The sequence below is a fragment of the Paractinoplanes aksuensis genome (genome assembly GCF_024137025.1).
GTDB lineage: Bacteria > Actinomycetota > Actinomycetes > Mycobacteriales > Micromonosporaceae > Actinoplanes > Actinoplanes aksuensis.
The window spans coordinates 54192-75323 of record NZ_JAMYJR010000027.1; the positions used below are offsets into that span (position 1 = coordinate 54192).

The 21132-nt window shown below is 68.4% G+C and carries 9 protein-coding genes; 1 reads left to right on the forward strand and 8 read right to left on the reverse strand.

Translation table 11 applies throughout. The features are described from left to right. Positions 1-434: 434 nt before the first annotated feature. The 3 genes from M1L60_RS24025 to M1L60_RS24035 all read right to left on the reverse strand — a co-directional run bounded on the left by M1L60_RS24025 (position 435) and on the right by M1L60_RS24035 (position 5578). Positions 435-1049, reverse strand: coding sequence for a hypothetical protein (locus M1L60_RS24025; RefSeq protein WP_253239747.1), 615 nt, complete (start codon positions 1047-1049; stop codon positions 435-437). A gap of 145 nt (positions 1050-1194) precedes the next feature. Beyond that, complete coding sequence (locus tag M1L60_RS24030) at positions 1195-5067, reverse strand: ThuA domain-containing protein (protein WP_253239748.1); 3873 nt, start codon at positions 5065-5067, stop codon at positions 1195-1197. Positions 5068-5380: 313 nt separating this feature from the next. Then, positions 5381-5578, reverse strand: coding sequence for a hypothetical protein (locus tag M1L60_RS24035; protein WP_253239749.1), 198 nt, complete (start codon positions 5576-5578; stop codon positions 5381-5383). 108 nt (positions 5579-5686) lie between these two features. On the opposite strand from M1L60_RS24035, the gene M1L60_RS24040 reads away from it, so the two are divergent. Further along, a complete protein-coding gene (locus tag M1L60_RS24040; RefSeq protein ID WP_253239750.1) occupies positions 5687-11686 on the forward strand; it encodes a LamG-like jellyroll fold domain-containing protein in 6000 nt (1999 codons plus the stop codon). Positions 11687-11787: 101 nt separating this feature from the next. Here the strand turns inward: M1L60_RS24040 and M1L60_RS24045 are convergent, their stop codons facing one another. The 5 genes from M1L60_RS24045 to M1L60_RS24055 form a co-directional block, all read right to left on the reverse strand. Continuing rightward, positions 11788-12120 (reverse strand): hypothetical protein, encoded by a 333-nt coding sequence (locus M1L60_RS24045; protein WP_253239751.1) that lies wholly within the window; start codon positions 12118-12120, stop codon positions 11788-11790. Between the two features lie 229 nt (positions 12121-12349). Then, positions 12350-12763 (reverse strand): immunity protein TriTu family protein, encoded by a 414-nt coding sequence (locus M1L60_RS48640; protein ID WP_498370528.1) that lies wholly within the window; start codon positions 12761-12763, stop codon positions 12350-12352. 80 nt (positions 12764-12843) lie between these two features. Continuing rightward, positions 12844-13032, reverse strand: coding sequence for an Imm32 family immunity protein (locus M1L60_RS48545; protein ID WP_438862150.1), 189 nt, complete (start codon positions 13030-13032; stop codon positions 12844-12846). Between the two features lie 475 nt (positions 13033-13507). Further along, complete coding sequence (locus tag M1L60_RS24050; RefSeq protein ID WP_253239752.1) at positions 13508-14026, reverse strand: DUF2247 family protein; 519 nt, start codon at positions 14024-14026, stop codon at positions 13508-13510. Continuing rightward, the gene (locus tag M1L60_RS24055) at positions 14023-21024 is read right to left on the reverse strand and encodes an RHS repeat-associated core domain-containing protein (protein WP_253239753.1); all 7002 of its coding nucleotides are present in this window, start codon (positions 21022-21024) and stop codon (positions 14023-14025) included. Before M1L60_RS24055 ends, M1L60_RS24050 begins: the two co-directional genes overlap by 4 nt. Positions 21025-21132: the final 108 nt, after the last annotated feature.

Sequence of the window (21132 nt, forward strand, 5' to 3'; positions counted from 1 at the left end):
GTTCCCGCTCCGCGGTGGTCGCCCGGCGACGATAGCGATACACCTGGGCGCCGAGCAGCGCGAGCTGGGCGGCCGGCACGACCAGCCACCACGCGCCGGCGGAGAGCGACCCGCCCAGGATCGGGTCGGCGACCGAGACGGCGATCAGCAGCAGCACCGGCCCGAGCAACCAGGGTGGGGTGAACCGGCCGTCCGGGTACGTGGCGCAGAGCAGTGGGAACGTCACGAACCAGGCGGTGTCCGGAATCGCCGAGTCCGGCCACAGCGCGCTCGCCGCGAGGCCCGCGGTGAGCAGCGCGACGGCCAGCGCCGGCACCGGCGGCACCCGGCGGCGCACCGCCGACCCGATCAGCAGCACGATGACCGGCCATGCCGCGACCTGCCATGCGACCTGGCTGCCGGTGACGAGCGCTCCTCCGGTCATGACCACCGGATCATCGCACCTCGACCGGCCGCCGCGCCCGACGCAGGCAGACCACGCCGAGAACCAGCAGGTACGGGATCATCACCAGGACACCCCAGGGCTGCGACCAGACCAGGATCGGCACGACCACGACGAGCGCGGCCACCACCCCCACCCGGCTCAGCACTTTCCCGGCCCCCAGCAGAGCCACCCACCCGGCGAAACCGATCGCGGCCACCGCGATGAAGCCGGTGTTCACCACATCGACGGTGTGCGCGACCACCCGCTGCAGAGTCGGATCAGTGGTCAGCTCGTCGATACCGACACCGACCGAGCTGTACGGGGCGAGGGAGAGCCCGCCGACCGCCACCCACGCGCCGGCCGAGAGCCGGCCCAGCCAGGAGCCGATGCCGTCGTACCCGGTGGCCGCCGCGACCGCGCGGACCGTGACGGCCAGGGCGATGCCCACCGCGGCGAAGACGACCCCGCCCAGTGCGCCCTGCCAGGTCCGCTCGGCCAGATAGGCGGCGGTGCCCATCCGGGACTCCTCGCCGGCCCCCAGCGCCACCAGCACCGGCTGAACAAGATAGGCCGCCGCGGCGACCAGTGCGGCCACCCCGGCCGTCCGATAAGGGGAGATGGACATCGCGCGACCTCCGGCGCTCAAGGAATCGAGGGCCTCAACCTGTCGCACCGGATTCCCGGGACGTCAGGGAAGACCCTTCCCGAGCTCCAGCAGGGTGCGGGGACCCTCGAAGGCCCCCGCACCCTGTCGTACGCGGTCTGTCCGATCAGCTGTAGACCTCGAACTCGAACAGTGAGTAGCCCCAGGCGGTGGCCCGGGCCGTGCCGTTGATCCGCACGTACCGGCCGGTGGCGGCCAGCGCGGTGTGATCGTCGATCCCACCGTCGGCGCCGGCGATCGTCCGTACCGTGGTCCAGGTCGTCCCGTTGGCCGACGTCTGGATCTGGTAACCGGACCCGTACGCCCCCTCCCAGGTCAACTTGACCCGGTTGACGGGGTAGGACTGGCCGAGGTCGACCTGGATCCACTGCGGGTCGGCGAAGGCGCTCGCCCACCGGCTGGTCGGTGAACCGTCCACCGCCGCGGAGGCCGGGTAGGCGGCCGCCTCGGTGCTGGACGCCGTCGCCGGCTTGTTCAAGGCCAGGTTGCCCGCGGGCGGCACGACAGCGCCGCCGTACACCTCGAACTCGAACAGCGAGTAGCCCCAGGCGGTGCCGCGGGCCGTGCCGTTGATCCGCACGTAGCGACCCGTGGCGCCCAGCGCCGTGTTGTCGTCCACCCCACCGTCGCCGCCGGTGATCGTCCGGGCTGTGGTCCAGGTCGTCCCGTCGGCCGACGTCTGGATCTGGTAGCCGGAGCCGTAGGCCGATTCCCAGGTCAGTTTGACCCGGTCGATGGCGGTCGACTGGCCGAGGTCGACCTGGATCCACTGCGGATCGCTGAACGTGCTCGCCCATCGGGTGGTCAGCGAACCGTCCACCGCGGCCGACGCCGGGTAGGCGACGGACTCCGTGCTCGACGCCGTCACCGGCTTGTTCAACGCCAGGTTGCCCGACTGCGGCGGGGTGGGGCCGCCGGAGGTGAACGTGAAGTCGTCGATGTCGAACAGCGATCCCGCGCCGCCGGTGAACACCAGGTACAACTGCTGCGTGCCGGTCGGTGGGCTGATCGTCCCGGTGACGTCGGCCCACGTCTCCCAGCCCCCGGTCGGGGCGACCGGCACCGTGCCGGCCACCGGTCCGGTCGGCGAACCGGTGCGTACGGTCAGCGTGCCACCGACGCCGGCCGAGGCGACCCGCGCCTTGATGCCGGTGACGCCGGCCAGGTTGTACCGGGGGAACGAGATCCAGTCGCCGTTCTCGATGTACCCGACGGCGTTGCCGCCGTGCGCGTTGGCCTTGGCCGCGACCTGGACACCGTTCATGGTGCCGAAGTGCTCGGCCTGCCGGGTTCGCGGTTGCAGCAGGTGCTGAGCCTGGACGGCGACCCCGGTGACGGGGGTGTACTCCGCGGCGAGCACCCCGAAGATGTTCGCGCTCGCGTCGTGCTCACCGTCCACGGTGGTCTGGATCGAGCCGCTGCACCCGTTCTTGCTGGTGATCGGGTGACCGTGGCTGTCGTGGCCGAGCACGTAGTTGAGCACGACCCGGTTGCAGTCGATGGTGCTCGCGTTCGGGTCGGTGACTCTGATCTCGTACGGCACCAGGTCGCCGAACTGGAACACCGATCCGTCGGGCGGTGCGATCAGCTGGATGGAGGGCCGCCCGACTCCGACGACCGTGCTGGCCGTCGAGGTCTTGCCGCCGGAATCCCGGACGGTCAGCGTCGCGGTGTATTCGCCGTTCGCCGGGTAGGTGAACGTCGGGTTGGCCGCCGTCGAGTCGGTGCTGCCGTTGCTGGTGAAGTCCCAGGCGTACGTGATCGGGTCGCCGTCCGGGTCGTTGCTGCCGGCCGAGCTGAACTGCACGGTCAGCGGCGCCGCGCCCGAGGACGGGGTCGCACTGGCCTGGGCGATCGGGGCCCGGTTGCCGCCACTGTTGTACTCGATCCGATAGAGCGCCGAGTTCTCGTCCCCGCCGAACCAGGTCGTGCCGTAGTCGAGCACGTACAGGGCACCGTCCGGCCCGAACTCCATGTCCATGATCGCCGTCCCGGTCCACGGGATCGGCTCGATCGCGCCGGCCGTGCCGTCGCCGTTCAGGGTGACCGCCTTGATCCAGCGACTCGTGAATTCCCCGAGCAAGACCTTTTTGTCGTACGACGCCGGGAACTTCACATCGGAGGCCAGCGACGGGTTGAAGTTGTAGACCGGGCCGCCCATGGGCCCGCCCCCGCCCAGTTCGGGCCGCCAGGGACCCTGCCCGCCGTAGGGCAGCCACGCCGCCTGCGACGCCGGCAGCGCCGTGACACCGGTGTTGTTGCGCGAGTTGTTCGTCGGCCCACCGGCACAGTTGTAAGCACCGGACGACGGCCCGGTCGGGAACGCGTACTCCTGGTAGGGGGTGTTGTAGTTCGAGCAGTACGGCCAGCCGAAGAAGCCCGGACGGGTGATCCGCTCGAACGAGACGGTGCCCGCGGGTCCGCGCTGCGGGTCGGCCGAGCCGGCGTCGGGGCCGTAGTCACCGAGGTAGACGACACCGGTGGCCTTGTCGACGCTCATCTTGAACGGGTTGCGGAAGCCCATGGCGTACACCTCGGGCCTGGTGTTCGGCGTTCCCGGGGCGAACATGTTGCCGCCCGGGATGGTGTAGCCACCGGTCGCGCCCGGCTTGATCCGCAGCACCTTGCCGCGCAGGTCGTTGCTGTTGGCCGAGGTGCGCTGCGCGTCGTAGGCGGGGTTGCGGTCGGCCCGCTCGTCGAGCGGCGCGAACCCGGCCGACTCGAACGGGTTGGTGTCGTCACCGGTGGACAGATACAGGTTGCCGGCGGCGTCGAAGTCGATGTCACCGCCGACGTGGCAGCACAGCCCCCGGCTGGTCGGCACGTCGAGGATCGTCACCAGCGAGGCCGGGTCGATCGTGTTGTCGTCCCGCACGGTGAACCGGCCCAGCTTGTTGGAACCGTTGAACGGGGCGAACTGCGCTGCCGTACCGGTGGACGGAGCGTCGCCACCGGGCGTGCTCAGCGGGGGCGCGTAATAGACGTACACCCAGCGGTTGGTGGCGAAGTTGGGGTCGGCCTTGATGCTCTGCAGACCCTCCTCGTCGTGGCTGTAGACCGGCAGCGTCAGCGCGACCTTGGTGTTGCCGTTGACGTCGGTGTACCGGATGACGCCGTTGCGCGAGGTGTGCAGCACCCCCCGGTTGGGCAGCACGGTGAGGCCCATCGGCTCCCCGGTCTCGGCCACGCCCTTGGCCAGGTTGACCTGGCTGAACGTGCCGGCGGGGGCTTGCACCGAACAGTTGCCGACGTTCTGCGCGGCATACCTGATGCCACCGAGCAGATGCGTACGGAAGTGGGTCTCGGTGTAGCTCTCCTGGGTGTGGCCGAGGCCGGTGTACCAGGAGCGGCCGCCGTCGTAGGGCCGGCACCACGAGATCGGGTGGTCGCCGTTCATGCTGCCGCCGGTGTACGTGGCCTCGTTGAGATTCGCGAGGACGTGCACCTGCGAGCGGGGGTTGGTGCGGTAGTTGTACAGCTCGTCGGTGCGGTTCCAGTTCACCGGGATGCCCGCGTTGGACGGGTGGGCGGAGTCCTCGATGCGAACGGTGACCGGCTGGATCGCGGGGTGACTGGCGAAGTAGGCGCCGACGAGGTTGCCGTACCAGGGCCAGTCGTACTCGGTGTCGGAAGCGGCGTGCACGCCGACGTAGCCGCCACCCGCGCGGACGTAGCGCTCGTACGCGGCCTGCTGGGTCGCGTCGAGCACGTCGCCGGTCGTGGACAGCCAGATGACCGCCTTGAACCGGGCCAGGTTGGCGTCGGTGAACTGGCCGGCGTCCTCAGTGGCCTCGACCGTGAAGTTGTTCTGCGCGCCCAGTTGCTGGATCGCGGCGATCCCGGCGGGGATGGCGTCGTGCCGGAACCCCGCGGTCTTGCTGAAGATCAGCACCGAGAAGTCGGCGGCGAAGGCCGGGGCGGCGTTGACGCCCGTCCCGGCCAGGACAAGGGCGACGATCAGTAACACTCTGCGAATCATGATCGGTGGGGTCCCTCTCGTGAGGAAGGAGCCGCGGCAGATGCCCCCGCGATGGGTCTCGAAGCGCGCATGGCGGTGCCGCGTCTGTCCCAGCGATGGGGGATCGGCACGTCGCGCATGGGGAGTCGCGCGGCGCCGCGATGGGGATGGGGTGGTCGGGGGCGGCGGCCGACGGCGCCTGATCGGGGGTGTAGCGCCGTCGGATCTCAAACTCTCGGAGAGCGCTTTCTCGTGGGGTGTTGAGAAGTTAACAGATTCGTCACCGCCCAACAATGCCTTCATCGACCGCCTGGGTGGAGAGCGCTTCCCGGGCTCACCGCAGCTGCAGCTGGATAGGGCCCAATTTCTCCACGCTGTCCACATCAGGGTCGGCTCGCAGCGAGACGATCTGCTCCTCGGTGAGGACGGCCAGGAAGGTGCCCCCCATCGTGACGTAGGTGGGCTGGATCCCGTGCCGGGCGGCCAGAACGCGGGGCGGGCAGACCGTGCGCCTGCCTGGCGGTTGCGTCACATTCAGCCCGCACGGAGTGGTCAGGGTCGATGAAAGAGCCGCGGCGCATCCACAATGGGCGGCGCACGATCAAGATCGTGTGTCCCCAGAGAAGGGTAACAACGCACCATGTCGTCACGCTCGTCGCGGCGGCGCCGGCTGTCGGTGACCTCGACAGTCGCAGCGCTGCTCACCGTCGGCGCGATGGGGGTGCCCGGGACCGCCCAGGCGCAAACCCCCGCAGCCCCCGCAGCACCCAACCCCTCCCCCGCCACCGCCGACGATGCCGACCCGGTGGCCGCCGCCGTCGCGCAGGCCCGCCGAACGGGGGAATCCGTCCCCGTCCCCTCGTTGACCAGCGAGTCGTCGACGACGTCGGCCGCGCCCGACGGCAAGCTCACCACCACCTACTCGTCGAGCCCGGAACGCATCCGGCGCGACGGCGAGTGGGTGCCCATCGACACGACGTTGGTGAAGCAGCCCGACGGCAGTTACGCGCCGAAGGCGGCGACCACCGACGTGTCCATCGGCGCCGGGGGCAGCACCGCCCTCGTCGCGCTCAAGGACGGCCGCACGTCGCTGCGCTTCACCTGGCCGGGCAAACTGCCCGTCCCGAGCGTCTCGGCCGACACGGCGACCTACGCGAACGTCCTGCCCGACGTGGATCTGCAGGTCACGGCGGACGCGAGCGGCTACTCGTCGATGCTCGTGGTGAAGAACGCCCGAGCCGCGGCCGATCCGGCCCTCCAGAAGATCGACTTCGGGCTCTCCGGCACCGGCGTCAAGATCTCCGGTACGCGCGACGGCGGCGCGGAGGCCGCCGACACGCGCACCGGCGAGACCGTCTTCCACACGAACACCGCCCTGATGTGGGACAGCAGCCCGGCCGAGGACGCGGCGGCCACGACCAAGAAGGAGACCGGGCGCTCCGGCCTCCTCCGGGACGAGCGACCCGGCCCCGGGAAGCTCGGAGGACGCCGCGCCCAGGTGAAGCTCACCATCGGCGGCGGTAAGCAGACGCTGACCCCCGACCGGGCCCTGCTGACCGCGAGGACGACGAAGTTCCCGGTCTTCATCGATCCCGCCTGGACCGGCAAGAAGAGCCAGCAGAACTGGGCTCGCATCTCGAGCAACGGATGGAACGTCTACAACTCCACCGCGAAGACCGGCGCCGTCAGCGCGCGCATCGGCCTCGACGACTGGGACGGCGGCGCCGGTGAGCGCGCCCGGACGTACTACCAGATGGACACGTCCGGGGTCGCCGGGGCCGAGGTGTCGAAGGCGACGCTGTACGTCGTGCAGCGCTGGGCCGCGTCCTGCTACAACACGGCTGCGGTGGTGTACGGGACGGCCGCGCCGAGCTCGTGGAACGCGGCCGGGCTGTCCTGGGGGCACGAGCCCAGGAAGAAGACCGGGATCCTCTCGACGCTCAACGGCCGCGAGACCGACTGCGGCACCAAGGACGTCCGGGTCACGCCGGCCTCGTTCGAGTTCAACGTGCTCAGCTACATCAAACCGAATGCCCTGAGCGGGGCGACCCGGGCGACCTTCCTGGTCGAAGCGGCGAACATGAACGACAAGTACCACTGGAAGCAGCTCGGCTACGGCGGTGGCGCCCGGCTGTCGGTCGAGTACAGCTACCGCCCGTACCTGTACAAGAACACAGGCCTGCCGACGGCCAGTCCCTCGATCTACGACATGGGCCGCTACCTCACCACGACGAGCACGCCGACGCTGACCGCGAAGGGCACCAACGGGGTGCACAACGGCAGCCAGGAGAACGTCCTGATGCGGTACGAGTTCTACCGCGGGAGCCAGTTGATCGTCAGCAAGAACACCGGCTACAGCCAGTACGGCCAGTCCTGGACGATTCCCCGGTTGCAGGACGGCGACTACCGGTGGCGGGCCATGCCGCAGAACCAGTCCAAGCTGTGGGGCAAGAAGTGGACCGCCTGGCAGAACCTGACCATCGACACGGTCGCGCCGTGGGCGCCCAAGGTGAAGTCCACGCAGTTCCCGTCCAAGCAACTGGGCGGCGCGTTCTCCGACAAGGGCACCTTCCAGATCACTCCCGACAAGACGGGCGGTCACAAGGACAACATTACCGGCTACCTGTTCTCGCTCGACGGTGACCTGACCAACGTCACCTACAAGGCGCTACCGGCCAACCAGCGGATCACCTGGTCGACCGGCATCACCACGCCGGTCCCGGGCAAGATCTACTACGCGAGCGCGGACAACGCGGCCGGCACCGGCGCCGCCGTCCTGAACGGCGCCGCCGGCCCGCAGTTCACGCCCGGCACCTCGGGCGCCCACAAACTGACCGTCAAGGCGGTCGACCAGGCCGGCTCGACGTCGCCGCAGACCGCGTACGTCTTCTATGCCGGCCGCAGCACGCCGACCTTCGCCACCGCGACCAAGCTGGTCAACGGCGGCCCGGCGACCAACACCGACGGCACGACCACGACGGTCCCGCCGGCCACGGCCACCACCACGGGCCGGGTCATCACCCAGGCCGCGCCGGCCGGCGCGTACTTCGCTGACGGCTTCCAGGCCGTGTTGTCCAACAACGGAACGGCCAAGGTGGCAAAGAACGACACTGTGACGTACTCGTTCAACGTGCCTGCGACCGGCCTCTGGGAGGTCGGCGTCCACCTGACGACCGGCACCGCCAACGGCGTCTACGACCTCGTCCTCGACAAGGGCAAAGCGACCGCCAAGACCCTGCTGACCGGTTATGACACCTACGCCACCACGGGCGAGACCCGGTTCGTCAACTTCGGGGTCCTGAAGGACAGCTCGGGCAAGGCGATGCCGCTGAGCCAGGGCGTGCACACCGTCACGTTCACCATGACCGGCAAGCACGCGGACTCGGCGGGCTATCAGTCGGGCATCGACCTGGTGCGGCTGGCGCCGACACTGACCTGTCCCATCAACAACACGACGGCCTGCCTCAACAACACCGCGGTCAGCACCCTCACGGCCGGAACCAAACCGGTCGTCACGGCCGCCGACGCCGATGGCGCAGGGGCCAGCTTCGAGGCCGCCGACCTCAAGGCGGCCGGGTGGAACCCGGGCAGCACGGTCACCGTCAACGGAGCCGCCGTCAAACTCCCGGCCGCGTACGGCGCCGGGGCGAACGACAATATGCTCGCTTCCGGTCAGATCGTCACCGTGCCGTCCAGCGGCGTCGTCAACCAGGGCAACGCGGTGGTCTTCGCCGGCTTCGCGACCCACGGGCCCGTGCTCGGGGCGACCGGCACCATCACGTACGCGCAGGAAAGTTGTGGCATCAAGAGCCAGGCCTACACCCTGGACTCGAGCGCCGACTGGACGAAGATCCCGGCCGGCGACGCCGCGCTCGGGTTCCCCCGCTACAACAAGAGCAACGCCACGCAGGTGACCGCGCCGGTCGGCGTCTTCGCCGTGAGCGTTCCGCTGCAGTGCCCCGGCGCCGTCGTGGAGAGCATCACGTTGCCGGTGGTGTCGACCGTGGCCCAGGCCGGAGCGGCCACGCTGCACTTCTTCGGTCTGGGGATCCGTCCGACCTCCATCACTGATTCGGCGCACTGGGTCGGCAGCTGGTCGACCGCCCCCGACACCGCGGCCGTGCTCACCACCGCGGGTGCGGCGGCCGGTCTTAACGGGCAGACCGTCCGCATCCCGGTCCGGCTCAGCCTGGCCACCGGCGGTGACGCCCACAAGGTGCGGGTGCACTTGTCCAACAGCACCGGCAAGACCCCGGTCACGTTCGGGGCGGCCTCTTTCGCGATCCAGGACAGCGCGGGCGGTGCGGCCGCGGCGGCCACCCCGGTGGCGCTGACCTTCGGCGGCGCGGCGAGCGTCACCGTGCCGGCCGGGACCGACGTCGTCAGCGATCCGGTCGCGCTGACCGTGCCGGAACTGACCACGGTCCTGGTCAGCCTCAAGGTGCAGGGGACGCTGACGGCCCTGGCCGGGCACCGTGACGGCCGTACGCCGATCTACACGAGCGCCCCGGACAGCGCCGACCACACCAGGGAACGGGCCGCGACGGGCTTCACCAGATCCACCATCGTGGGCCTGCCGTTCGTCTCCGGCGTCGATGTCACCACGTCGGCCACGAAACCGGCGGGCGCGCTGGTGCTGTTCGGCGACCAGACGGTCAACGCGGACACCGCCACCGCGGACGGGGTCAGCCAGCTCGACAGCCGCCTGGCGACGGCGCTGGCCGCGGCGCCCGACGGCGACCGGGTGGTGCCGTTCGGCGTACTCAATCAGGGAACCGGACGGGCTCTGCTGCCGGCCGCGGCCGAACGCATCGCCGGGAACGCGGGCGGGCAGGTGGACCGGCAGATTCTGAGCCAGACCGGCCTGCGTACGGTGTTGATCTCCGCCGGGACGAGCGACCTGCTCGCCTGCACCGGCACTGCCGACGCCTGTGCCACCCAGGTCCAGGACAAGCTGGTCGCCCTGGCCACTCAGGTGCAGGAGTACCGCTCCGACGACACTGTGGTGCTGCCGGCCAAGGTGGGCGCTCCGAAGGTGTACGTGGCGACGCTGCCACCGTTCACGGCCAGCCGCACCGCCGCCCAGGAAACCGCGCGGGACCTCGTCAACGCCTTCATCCTGGGCACCGACGACAGCACGGTCCTCGGCGGCTACGCGGACGAGGCGATCGACTTCGCGTCCGCGGTGTCCACCGAAAGCTCCCCGACCTCGGACACCGTGCTGGCCGACTATCTGACCAACTCGGCGCCCAACGACCTGTACTACCAGGCCCTGGCCCAGCAGTACCTGGACGACTCGCCGTTCGGCGACCGGGCCGACGACTCGCAGACCGGGGGCACCGACCCGACCGCGGCCGCGATCGGGGCCTGGCGGCTCGACGACGGGACCGGCGACAACGCCAAGGACGTCGGTCACGGCACCGGGCCCGACCGGGAGACCCACGACGCCTGGCTGAACCAGGTCGGCTGGGGATCCGGCCGCCTGGTCGGTCAGGTCGCGGGCACGTTCAACGGCACCAGCAGCTACGGCCAGACCGACCTGAAACCGAACGTCACGAAGAGCTTCTCGGTCTCGGCCTGGGTGCGGCTCACCGACAAGTCGGCCGACCGCGCGGTGTTCACCCGCAACGCGGCCGGCTACGCGCCGCTCGTGCTGTTCTATCAGAAGTCGACCGACCGCTGGCTGGCCCAGATCCCGTCCGCCCCCGCGGGTGACACGGTTGTCTGGAACGACGCGCTGTCGGTCGAACCGGCCCAGGAGGACGTCTGGACCCACCTGGCCGCCGTGTACGACTCGGAGCTGAACTCGCTGACGCTGTACGTGAACGGGGTCGCCGAGACGTCCGTCGAGGAGGTCGAGCCGTTCAACGACGCGGACGGGGCGACCTGGATCGGCCGCAGCGGCAGCACGTTCTTCCAGGGCGACATCGCCGACCTCAAGGTATGGGCCCGCCCGGTCAACCCCGACGAGATCGACGAGGCGGCCGACGCGGTCCCGCTGGTCGACTGGGAATTCGAGGACGAGTCCACCCCCGGGGTGGCCGTGGACAGCACCGGCCTGGGCCACAACGGCACCATGTCGGCCGGAGTCACCTCGGCCCCCGGCCGCAGCGACTGGAACATGGTGAGCGCCAACCTGAACGGCACGAGCGGGGAGGTCACGTCCCCGGCGCTGCTGCGGACCGACCAGTCCTTCTCCGTGGCGGCGTGGGCCCGGCTCACGCAGGCGGGCGGCGACTACACGGTCATCGGCCAGGACGGCACGCAGGCGGGCCGGTTCAAGCTGCAGTACGCCCAATCCTGCACCTGCTGGAGCTTCGCCACCAACGACACCGACACGGCAACCCCGGCGGCCACGAGGGCCAACGGCCCGGCCGGGGCCGAGGTCGGCGTCTGGACCCACCTGGCCGGCGTGTACGACGCCGGAGCAGGCGTGCTGAAGCTCTACATCAACGGCACCGAGGCGGCCACGACACCGCTCACGGCCACCCCGTGGAACGCGACCGGCGCCTTCGTGGCCGGCCGCACCCGCTCCGCGGGCCAACCTTCCGGCTGGTTCCCCGGTGATGTCGACAGCGTCCGCGCCTACCAGGGCGTGGTTGCACCCGAACTGATCACCGAACTGAGCCAGGAACCGTAACGAGAACGGGTGGTGGCCGGCTCTCCGGCCACCACCCGTTCGTACCCGAGCGCGACGACCATCGGGTCCGGGGAACCGTCCAGGTACTCGATGCTCAACGATCAGTTCGACAGTCGGTTCGCCTGTTCCTTCAATCGCTCCGCATGCTCGTCCCAGTCCGGGCCGAACGAGAGAAGATCCGCGGCCGCTTCCCTCAACAGTCCCGCATCATCGGGGCGCTGGAGGCAGGCCAGGCGATAGGCAAGGTTACGAGCCCAGGGCGGCAACGCCGACCAGTCCCGGCCCAGGCTCTCTCGCAACATCGCGACGATGTCGTCCGCCGTCGCGAACGTCACTTGCTCGATGTACTCGCGCGTCGCTTCGGAGGCCCGTCGGCTATCAGCATCGCTGACAGCCTGAACGAGCCGTTGAGCCGTGTTGCTGAGATTCGACACAGGTCTCCTTCACGCCGTCTTTCGGGCCGACATCTGCACCTCACCCTCATAAGACCAGACGACCAGAGTCCGCTCACCCAAGGCGATATCCACCCCGACGAGCTCATCGACCTCGTTCGTATGATGACGAACTTCGACGACCTCAGCCCCACTCTCCAATATTATTCTTTGTCGTACCAGCCGTTCTGGGCCGGGAACAAGGTACCGAAGGCTTCGTCACCCCTAGTATTCAGCAGGTCGTCGCCGCTACAGCAGAACCAGTGGTCAGTGCCACCGCCAGTGTCCGGGCCACAGGCAGACCTCGGGCGTTCGAGACCCGACGGGCCCTGTTCCACCCCTCGGTCGTGAGGTCTGGGGACACGCGATCCAGCAAAGCGGACACACCCTCGGAGTCGTTGAGGTCCTGAATCATCACGAGGGGGTCTTCGTGGCCGTGGACGAATGCAGTGATCACTTCACTCTCGCCCGAATCCCACACGGTTGCGGCCACGAGGCAGTCGGGCGACGTGAATTCGACCGAAGCCGAGTCCTTACTTCCTCCGGTCGTCGGGCCGACGAGCCTGGTCTCCACACCTCGCGATGCCATCCTGGCGCCATTCTGTTCCAGCCAAGAAACAACTGCGGCCAAACCTATTCGTCGCACGTCGGACAAAACATAACCTCGGGTCCGAAAGGTTACGGATTTCTTCCAGATAGGCAGCGCACCCTCGGTCCCGAACCTGCCTAACCGAGCGCGACAACCAGCGGGTCTGCGGACTCGTCAAGGTAGTCATGGCCGGCGAAATACTCGATGTGCAAGTGGCTCGTGACGTCGCCGGCCACCGCGACGTCCCGAAGGATCTCAGCCAGCAGCCCGCGTTGAGCGCGGCCGCCTTCGATCCGCAAGACATACGATTCGGGAAGACACCGCACGACGATCGGGCCGGACCCGGCGGCGATATCGATCCGAGACAGGGCCCGGTCATACGGCGAGGGGTCCGCCGATCTTCCAGCGACCCTGGTCCTGATCGACGAAGTCCTCAGCCAGATCGCTGTCGAACGGCCCTGGTCCCCACGTACCCATCTTGCTTCTCCGTTCAGAAGTAACCGCCGAAAGGCACTTTAATCTCTGGATCGCGCCGGTTGACGAGTCGCACTCCCTTTTCCTTCCAGCCCTCCATGACTGTCTGCTCGATCCGCCGCGCCGCCTTAGTTAGGGTCCATCCCAGTGGAAGATCGATCCAGAGATCCGAGCACGTGCACTCGAAGGTCACCATCGCTAGGCGCACCGGGGGCAGCGGAGAGCGGGGTAGAAGGGGTTGCCGATCCTCAACCTCGAGGCTGGTCCGGAAATCGTGCAAATCCCGTTCGTCTTGTTGCCTACCCGCGGCGGCAACACCGACCGCGCTCAGGCGCCGTCTCGGTGAAAACGGCGCCGGTAAGCAACCTCGGACGTCTCGAGATACGCAAGCCATCTTCCGAACAAGGCATCGACGCCCATCCGTGCACCATCGGCCACCGGGAGAAAGCGAACGAATCCTTCCACTTCTTCGGGATAGTCGAAGTCCGCATACAACTGCTCGACCGTCCCCAGCGGATCTGAAAAATCAGTTCGATGGTCATATACCCATCTCAAGGCCAAAAAGAGCCAGAACCTCGTGCTGCTCGTGTCCCGGCCCGTTGATCGCTCGATATCGTCGATCAAGGCTGGAAGCTCGTAGAGGCGGTCCGACAAAAGCAACGCGAGTTCCTCGTACGCCGCCGTGGCATCCGGTACGACGCCCAAGCCGGCCAGGGCGAGCTCCACCGTCGTCTGCGGCGTCAGCCACCCAAGACGATACCCGGCCACTAATTCGCCGGCCGTCGGGACGGCGTAACGCAATATGAAATCAGTCGGCAAGGACAGCTCTAACGAAGAATTGGTCATGGCTTGATCGGTACTCCGTTGATCGTTCCGTTCTTGACGAACATGGAATGTGTCAGATTACTACCGTCGAGAATCCATTCGAAGCGCCCGGGGATGTCATTGACCTCGCCTGGCATCTGGACCAGCGTCCGCTCAACGCCGTCCCCGCCGGTGATGCGGAAGACAGTTCCGTTCTCTGCGATGTCGTCGACCACGAACGCCGCCGAGCGATGCCAACGGTCTTCCTTGAGCGCGGATCCTACCGGCTCGGCCGCCTTCACCATGTCTTGGGCTTCTCCGGCTGTTGGGAGACAGTCCGTATTGTGAACCAGAACAGGCGTTCCGCCGGCCAGCACGTAGTAGGTATGGACCTTCTCGACAGTCAAGTCGAACATAACCTGCCGACCGGCAAAGACGCGTACGTCGTCCACTTCCGGCCGGGTCAGAGGAGAAGTTGTCGTGAGGTCCTCACCAGGATCCAACAACCCGGCGCCGGTCCACTGGTTGCGCTGAGGAGTCCAGAACGGGTGATCCCGGGTGGTGTGGACGGTCGCACTCCGGCCGTCGGCGAGTTCAACGGTCAGGTCGGCCAGGGCGGTGTCGATGTTGACGTGAAGGGCTGTCACCTGTTGGGCGGTAGTTTCGCCGGTCCCCGGATCGGTGGCCAGGACTTCGTCGCCCTCACGGACCTCGGAGATCGGCTTGGTCGAGCCATCTGCCATCAGAACTTCGGTATCGGGACTGAAGCTGTTGCCGCGGACGCAGGCCTTACCCACTCCCTTAGCCATCGCTGCGAGATCTTCATATGCGTCGGAGGCGCTGACCTTGGTCGCGGCCTTGATGACCTTGCCCTCGGAGATCAGGGCCGAGGCCGGAGCGCCCCCTTCGCTGTTCAGGATGGCTTCGCCGAGGTCCTTCGAGTTCAGACCGGGAATGAGGTTGCCGACGGTGCGAACGTTGAGGGCGTTCTTGACGTCGTTGGCGTAGATGTTCGAGCACGCTGAGCCGTAGCCTGCCGAGCCTTGGCAGGCGCCGTTCATCATGTACAGCATCTTCTTGTCGTCGTCCATGTTGTCCCAGCTGCTGCCCCAGGCCCGCTGGTACTGGTCGTACGCGTAGTCGAGCTCTTTCTCGAAGTGGTAGACGTTGCCCTTGACCTGGGCGTTGGTCACCCGGACGCCGCCGACCGTGCCGCCGCCGTTGCCGTCCTCGACCACGTCGATTCGCCTGGGTGACTCCTTGCCGCCGCAGGCGCCGCCGTTGCCCTCCTCGCAGCCGGGTCGGGTCGGGTCGATGCGCAGGCCGGACGGGTCGGAGTGGGTGATCGGGTTGTCGCCGGCGTAGGTGTAGCCGCCGAGCTGGCTCGGGTCGGTGAGCTCCAGGATCGGGTCGGGGCTGATGAAGCGACCCAGCACCGGGTCGTACTTGCGGGCCCCGACGTCGGTGTAGCCGGTGTCGATGTTCCTCGGGGCGCCCAGGTAGCCGCGAGTCATGTCGGGCCATGCCGTCGGGTTGGCGTTGGCCCTGTCCTCGCCGTACGGCTTGAACTGCTGACGGGCCACGGCCTGGGTGCTCGTGTCCATGGTCAGCGTGGCGTTGTTGTGCGAGTCGCTGATCAGATAATGCGCGCCGCCGCCGGGCAGAGTGGAACGGATCGCCACCGGACCTGCGCCGCCGTGACTGTACGTGCGGACAGCGCCGAGCGACACCGGCTTGGCCGGCGCCGTGGTGTCAATGACGACCTCGGTGTCACCGGCGAACAGGCTGGTGCGCTTCGGGTCGCGCCGGATCAGCTGGTTGCCGTCCGCGTCGTACACGAACTTGGTGGTGCCGTTGCTCGTAGCCACCTCGGCCAGGCGGCCCTCGTCGTCCCACTTCAGCGTCTGGTTCTTGCCGCTGGTGGCGGTGCGGGTCAGCAGGTTGCCGCCGACGTCGTAGACGAACTTCGTCGGGTCCGCGTTGCCCTTGGTCTCGGTGAGCGTGTGCGGCTGGGCCCCGGTGCCGTTGCAGCCCGTGGAACAGCCGAGCGTGTACGCCGTGGTGACGTCCGCGCCGCCGGTGGTGGAGTGGTCGACCAGCTGCCTGCGGCTGCCGATCGCGTCGTACGTGAACGACTGCCAGTACGAGCCGGTGCCGCTCGCCACTCCACCGGCCGCCGGCTTCAGGACGTTCGCGGCCGGGCAGGCTCCCGAAGCCGTCCACGCGTCGGCCAGCCGGGCCAGCGAGTCGTAGCGGTAGCACTGCGTGTCGGTGACCGGGTTGCCGTTCTCGGTCTGCTTGTTGGTCACCGACAGCGGGTTGCCGGCGTCGTCGTACGTGTAGTTCGTCTGGTCGACGACCGGGCCGATGCCCTCGGCCCGCGAGACCGTGCGGCCGCTTCGCCGCAACGTGTACGGGTCGTACTCGTACATGACCTCGGCCTGCTTGGTCGACGGCCCGAGGGTCACCTTGCTCGGCTGGCCGAACTCGGTGTAGATCGTGCCTGAGATGTAGGCCTCGATGCCCTTGGTGCTGGTCGGCGTGCCGAGCGGCCCGCGACCGTAGGTGATCGTCTCCTCGGGCAGGCCGGCCACGGCCGGGTCGGTCTGCCGGGCCAGCAGCTCGTTGTTCGGGGTGTAGGCGAACGACGTCTCGTACGAGACCGGCAGCGGTGCCTCGGCCGACGGCAGCGAGATCTTCTGACCCATCGACCGGCCCAGCTTGGAGTAGCCGGCGACCTCGACGGTGTAGCCGCCCTCGACGCCGGAGACCTTGCGGGTCGAGGAGGTCGGCGAGCCGATGCGCAGCGTGTCGTACGTCCACGAGGCGAACTGGAACTTGGTGCTGACCTTGGTGCCGGTGAGCTGGCGGCCGAGCAGGTCGAACGTGTAGCTCAGCTGAACGCCGCGGCCGTCCTTGCTGAGGGTCGGGTTGCCGGCGTCGTCGTACTGGGTGAGGCTGGTGCCGGTGTCCGGGTCGACGTGCTTGGTCTTGCGGCCGAGCAGGTCGTACGTGTCGACCCAGGTCGACTGGTCAGGTCCGGTGGTCTTGCTCGGCATCCCGGCGTCGGTGTACTCGTACTTGATGCTGTTCGAAACGCCCCCGGAGGCGGTGAACCCGGCGGTGACACTGCCCGACAGCGTGGGCACGGTGGTGTACTGCTGCAGCTCGGTGAGCTTGCCCCGGGCGTTGGTGATGCGGGTCGTGGCGATCCCGCCGGTGGGCGGGACCGTGGTGACCTTGTCGCCGGTGTGGGCGGTGCGCGTACGGAAGGTCTCGACGCCGTTGTGCTCGGCCGTGGTCTGGGTGACCCGGCCCATCGCGTCGTGGTCGATGACGGTGGTCGACGGGACCGACACCTGGGAGAGGTGGTCGGAGATGAGGCTGTCGCCGGGGCTGCCGTCGACGGCGTACGCGTCGTTGGTCAGCACGGTCCAGCCGTGCGAGTCGTACTGGACGTCGGAGACGATGGTGGCGCCGTTCTCACCGGTGCTCTGTGTCTCCAGCGGGCGCAGCATCGCGTCGTGCAGCACCTTGCTCGCGATGTAGGTGATCGGCGCGTCGGTCTTGTCGTTGTCGGCGAGCGTCTGGGTGGTGACCACGCTCGGCGCCGTGGACCGCAGCAGATACTCGTACTTCATGTTGGCCGGCGCCTTGGCTTCCCGACTCTTGTTGGGTAGCCATGCGCTGGTCAGCCGGCCCAGTCCGTCGTACTCGGCCGAGCTCAGGCCGCCGGCGATGTCGGTCTCGGCGATCGGCAGTTGCCGGGCCGGGGCCAGGGTCATCGTGGCGACCTGGCAGTCCTTGCTCGACACCGTGGCCGCGGAGCAGTCAGTGCCGGAGGTCACCTGAGTCACGGTGGTGAGCGTCTTGGGCAGCTCGCCCGTGCTCGGTGAGTACCGGGTGTGGACCGCTTGAGCCAGCCCGGTCGAGTTCGGCGTGCGGGTCACCGTCTTGGCCCGGCCGTACATGTCGTAGGCGGTCGAGCTGGTGTCCAGCCACTTGCTCACCGTGGTGCCGCTCGCCGTGGCGGCCGCTTTGACCAGCGTGGGGTTTCCGGCCGCGTCGTACAAGGTGCGGGCGTCCGAGATCAGCGTGCCCGACGGGGTCGCGCCGGCCGCCGCGCAGTCCTGATTCGTCTTGATCAGCTCGGACGGCAGCACGATTCCCGCCGTGCCACCGCCGATGATCGGGACGGTCAGGTCGACGTACTTGTTGAAGGTGCAGAGGGGGACGTTGCCGGTCGCACCGGTCTCACCCCGGTCGACCTGCTGGACCGCCATGCCGGTGGTGCTCTGGCCCAGCGTCGTGTTGTAGAAGGTGGCAACCTCGGTCCTGCGCCAGCCGTACGAGGCCTTCTGCCGGGTGAGAGTGCGCGACGGGACCACCATGTTGGCCTCGAGCGTGGGCAGCCCGGTGCGGGCCCGCGACGCGGTCGGGCCGATGATCTTCGGGACGCTGACCGTGGCCGACTCGGGTGTGCCGCCGACGCCGGTGTAGGTGACGGTCTCGAAGACCTGACCGGCCAGCTCGGGCGAGTCGGTGACCGACACCGTGCCGTCGGTGCTGCTCAGGGCGGGCACGCTGCGGGTCTTGCCGCCGGGCAGGACGTCGCCGTTCATGCCGAGGAAGTAGTACGTCTTGGTGAGGGTCTTCCGGTCGTACACCTCGGTCTTGTTGTTCTTGTGGAAGACCGACGTGTCGCCGGTGGTCACGTGCACCTCGGGGTAGCCCCGGAACTGGCCCCAGGTGCGGTTCTTCTTCTCGACCACCTCGTTGTCGTCGTAGTGCCAGCCCGGGTCACCCTCGTACGCGTACTCGGTGACCAGCTTGGGCTGGGTTCCGTCCTGGTACTTGTTCCAGTTGTCGAGGGTGACGACCGACTTGACCGGGTGGGTGTAGAACCAGTCGATCAGCGGGCGAGGCTGCGCCTGCGGGGTCCAGTAGACGGGGAAGCAGCCGGTCTTGTTGGTCGACGCGAACGCCTGTGCCTTGGTGTCGTTCTCGTCGGCGAGGTCGCTGGCCGGCAGCCCGGAGCAGGTGGGCGTGTCGTACGTGACGACCGTTTCGGCGCCGGTCGCCGAGGTCACGTTGCCGATGCGGTTGTACCACATCTTCGGCAGGCCGGGCAGCGTGCCGACGCGGTTGAAGAGCTGCGCCGGGTTGAAGCTGACCGTTCCGCCGTCGGCGGTCGCGGTCGCCCCGCCCGACTTGTCGAGGCCGGTGTGCTTGATCGACTGCAGCCAGAGGGTCGGGGCGTGGTCGCCGCCGTCGGGCAGGGTCTGCGTCAGGTCGTACCGGTCGACCGGCGTCATCTCCCCGTCGACCAGCACCTCGGTGACGATCGAGGCGAGGCGCCGGCGGGACCAGAAGCTCGGCGCGTGGTTGATGCAGTCCTTGCCGCTGGTGCAGTTCAGGTCGACCGGCACGTCGGGCCAGTACTCGGCGTGCTCGACGCCGAACTGGTCGCTCGCGCACGTGTTGCCGGCCGGCTCACCAGGGAAACAACGCTCAGTGGTGTTGAAGGTGATCTTGCCGGAGGGCGGGGCCGAGTAGACCGAGCCGGCGCGCAGGCCGTACTCGATCCGCTTCAGCGTTCCACCGCGCACGTACTCGACGGCGGTGTCCTTCATGTTCGCGCCGTAGAAGTTGGTTTCCTGGCCGTAGTAGTAGGCCATCGCGTTGCTGTTGCGGTCGACGACCAGGTCGAGCCCGAACCGGTAGCCGAGCTTGCACGAGGTGGCGGCGAACGAGCCGTCCGGGCAGGCCGCCACGCCGCCGTGCGCCTTGTACACCGGAACCGTACGGACGGACTTGGTCTCGTCCTTGCCCGAGGTCCAGCCGGGCAAGCGGTTGAGCCCGAAGTAGTACTGGACGCCGTTCTCGATGACCCGGAAGTACTCACCGTTCTTGGTCTCGTTGGTGGCGCCGGTCAAGCTTTCGATCTTTGTGGTGGCGCTGTCGTTCGCCGAGCGGAAGGTCTTCGTCTTGTCGTCGTAGACGATCTCGGTCGACGACCCGTTGAGCGAGAGGGTGAGGATCTGCCCGGCCCAGCACAGGTCGCCCGAGTGCTCCGGCGCGCCCGAGCCCTCGACGTCCTCACAGCTGCGGTAGGTGCGTTCGATGAAGTTGTCCGGCGTGTTCCAGCCGTCGCCCACCCACGAGGATTGGTTGTTCGTGCCCAGCGTGCGGGCGTCCTGGGAGCTCGAGCTGTACGACAGGCTCAGCGCCGGGCTGCCACCGCCGACCGCCGACGGCACCGAGATCGGGTAGTTGTAGGTGAACGCGCCGGTGTTACCGCTGGTCGACCACGACCCGCCGGCCGAGAGGTCGGTGGCCTTGAAGTCGCCACTGCGGCCCGAGGCGTCCGGTTCGGCGGCGAGCACCGTGACCCCGGACGAGACCGAGGCCGAGGCCGCGAGCGGCGTGCCGGTCAGTGCGGGCAGCGGCGTCCGTACGCGGCACTGCTCGAGTTCGGGGGTGGTCAGCGCGCACGCGGGCAGCTGGACCAGGCGCAGCCGCGACTCGTAGCCGCCGCCGTAGGCGTTGCGGAACGTCGACGGGTCGACCTCGACGTCGACCTGGCCGGCGGCGCCCGTGCCGCGCAGCGCGAACATCACGCCGCGGACCCCGGCGGCCTGGGCCGTCTTCTGGTCGACGGTCGTCACCCGTACCTGCTCGGGCGCGGAACCCTGGGCGCCACGCGCGACCGACACCGGCGACGAGCCGGCCCGGACCTTCGTCCGGCCGGTGAGCCGGACGGTGCTGTCCTGCGCGGCCGGCAGCGACGCGTTCGTGCCGACGGCGAACTTGGCGTACGTCTTCGCCGGGACCTTGGGCGCGGCGGCCTTCTTGCTGCGGTCGAGCTGGACGCGTTCGAGCGGCTTGGGCTCGGGCCAGTCCACACCCTTCGGGTCGGCAACCGCCGCCACCGGCGTCAAACCGATCAACGCGGGCCCGGCCGCGACCACGAGACCGAGCACAGCGAACCGGCGCCGGCGCGCCACCAATCGTGCGCCCCAGCGTTTTTTGGACAGCATGCAGCAACTCCCCGTGACCGATCCGCGCCGGTCGATGTTCCGACCGGCGCGGACAGCGTACGAGGAGGCCTCTCGAGGGTCCTACGTGGATGATCTATTTCACAACAA